2 protein-coding genes and 1 pseudogene are annotated in these 2,171 nt (G+C 52.5%); 1 reads left to right on the top strand and 2 read right to left on the bottom strand.

Annotated elements, in window-relative coordinates; translation table 11 throughout:
* Nucleotides 1–26 precede the first annotated feature (26 nt).
* Nucleotides 27–953, top strand: a complete 927-nt coding sequence (locus tag ACTHUM_RS11945; protein ID WP_070504237.1) for a LysR family transcriptional regulator — start codon at nucleotides 27–29, stop codon at nucleotides 951–953.
* Between the two features lie 75 nt (nucleotides 954–1,028).
* Here ACTHUM_RS11945 and ACTHUM_RS11940 read toward each other — a convergent pair.
* Together ACTHUM_RS11940 and ACTHUM_RS11935 are read right to left on the bottom strand one after the other, a co-directional pair.
* Nucleotides 1,029–1,679, bottom strand: a pseudogene (locus ACTHUM_RS11940) (TIGR01621 family pseudouridine synthase).
* A 1-nt stretch (nucleotide 1,680) separates the two neighbouring features.
* Nucleotides 1,681–2,171 (bottom strand): TMEM165/GDT1 family protein (locus ACTHUM_RS11935; protein WP_440402961.1); only part of this gene is annotated, 491 nt, incomplete at its 5' end.

Raw genomic sequence — 2,171 nt, 5'->3', positions numbered from 1 at the left:
CTTACCCACAGGCCGTCTGAAAACACATGGACTCTATTATCGAATTGCGTCATCTCAAAACCTTGCTGGCTTTAGAAGAAACCGGCAGCGTTTCCCTTGCCGCCAAACGGGTTTTCCTGACCCAATCTGCCCTGTCGCACCAAATCCGCGCCTTGGAAAATTATTACGAAACGCCGTTGTTTGAACGCAAATCCACACCTTTGCGCTTCACTCCGGCCGGTATGCGCCTATTGCAACTGGCGCGCGAATTGTTGCCGCAGGTTGCCGCCGCCGAACGTGATCTGGTACGGATTATCGAAGGCGAAGCGGGCGAACTCAGGCTTGCCGTCGAATGCCATACCTGCTTTGACTGGCTGATGCCTGCCATGGGTGAGTTCCGCCCCTTATGGCCGCAAGTTGAATTGGACATCGTTTCCGGTTTCCAAGCCGATCCGGTCGGACTGTTGCTGCAACACCGCGCCGACCTCGCCATTGTTTCCGAAGCCGAGCCGCTCAACGGCATCAGCTACCGCCCCCTGTTTGCCTATGAAATGGTCGGCATCTGCGCAGAAGACCACCCGCTTGCTGACAAAGACATTTGGGAAGCGGAAGACTTTATCGACGAAACCCTGATTACTTATCCCGTCCCCGACGAAATGCTGGATTTGCCCAAAAAAGTGCTGCTGCCCAAAGGCATTAATCCGCCGCGCCGCCACAGCGAGCTGACTATCGCCATTATTCAATTAGTTGCCAGCAAACGCGGCATCGCCGCCCTGCCCTATTGGACAGTCATGCCGTATTTGGAAAAAGGCTACGTCGTCCACCGCAAAATCACTTCAGACGGCCTACAAAGCAAACTTTATGCCGCCATTCGTACGGAAGACGCCAACAAAGGCTATCTGGACAACTTCTGCCAAATCACGCATGACCGCTGTTTTGCCGACTTGCCGGGCTTGAGCGAATTGGAAATGTAAACTTGAAACAATCAAAAGGCCGTCTGAACAATTTTCAGACGGCCTTTTTTAATATACACAAAAATTTCACTGCTTCTATTCGGACTCATCCGAGTTCAAACACGCCGACAAATCGATTTCAGACGGCCATGTTTTATCAGGCGCAACCCGAATATCGAAATGCTCGCCGCGATAGTCGAAAACCAAACGCCAAGCGTGCAAAAACAGATGTTCCGCCTCATCGCCGCCATACAGCGTATCGCCCAAAATCGGACTGCCTATGCTTTTCATGGCCACGCGCAGCTGATGGGTTTTGCCGGTAAACGGTTACAACACAAACAGCCGCAAACCGGGCTTCAGGCTTTGGCTGCTGAAACGGGTAACGGCAAAATTATCCTCATCACGCGTCAGCTTCCATGTACCGCGCCGCGAACGCGCCATACTGCCTTTCACCCAACCCTGCTTTTTCGCCGGCTTGTGCGTACCGAGTGCCAAATAAGTTTTACGCATGGTTTTCTCGGCAAATTGCGCCGACAAAGCCGTCGCGCTGTCGCGGTTGAGCGCAAACAGCAACAGGCCGCTGGTGGCTTTGTCCAAACGGTGAACCAGCCACACGCGCTCAACGCCGAGCTGTTGCGCCAGCGAAGCAGTCAGGCAAACATTCCCTTCCGATTCGCTGTGCACCGATACGCCGCAAGGCTTATTGATGACCACAAAATCTTTGTGTTCAAAAACAATGTCCCACATTTCAGACGGCCTTCAACACAATACTGTCGCCAAGCAGGGTCAAAATACCCAGCAGGCAGAACAAGATACATGCGGCAATACGCACTGCTTTGGCCGGAATTTTACGCATCAGCATTTCGCCCAAATACACGGCAGGCACAGAAGCAATCATCAAACCGGCAATACTGCCGACCACGACCAGCAGGATAGATTGGTATTTTGCCGCCAAAAGAACCGTCGCAATTTGCGTTTTATCGCCGATTTCAGCCAAGAAAAACAGGACGACCGTCGCCGTAAATGCGCCGTATTTCAGCCACTTGCCGTCAGGGTCTTCGTCTTTATCCGGCAACAGCAGCCATAATCCAACCGCAATAAAACTGCCGCCGACCACCCATTTCATGACTTCGGGCGAAATAGCGGATGCCAGCCAGACACCGAGTGCGGCTGAAACAAGATGGTTCAACAGGGTTGCAATAAAAATACCGGCAACAATCGCGTTTTTGTGGGCAAAAC

It is taken from the genome of Neisseria sp. P0021.S006 (assembly GCF_051956895.1).
The sequence above is the reverse complement of the archived record's forward strand: the minus strand, read 5'-3'. Positions and strand labels throughout refer to the sequence as shown.

Bases quoted from the DNA above. Each gene is read 5' to 3' on its own strand.
- ACTHUM_RS11945 (WP_070504237.1), top strand. From the start codon at position 27: ATGGACTCTATTATCGAATTGCGTCATCTCAAAACCTTGCTGGCTTTA.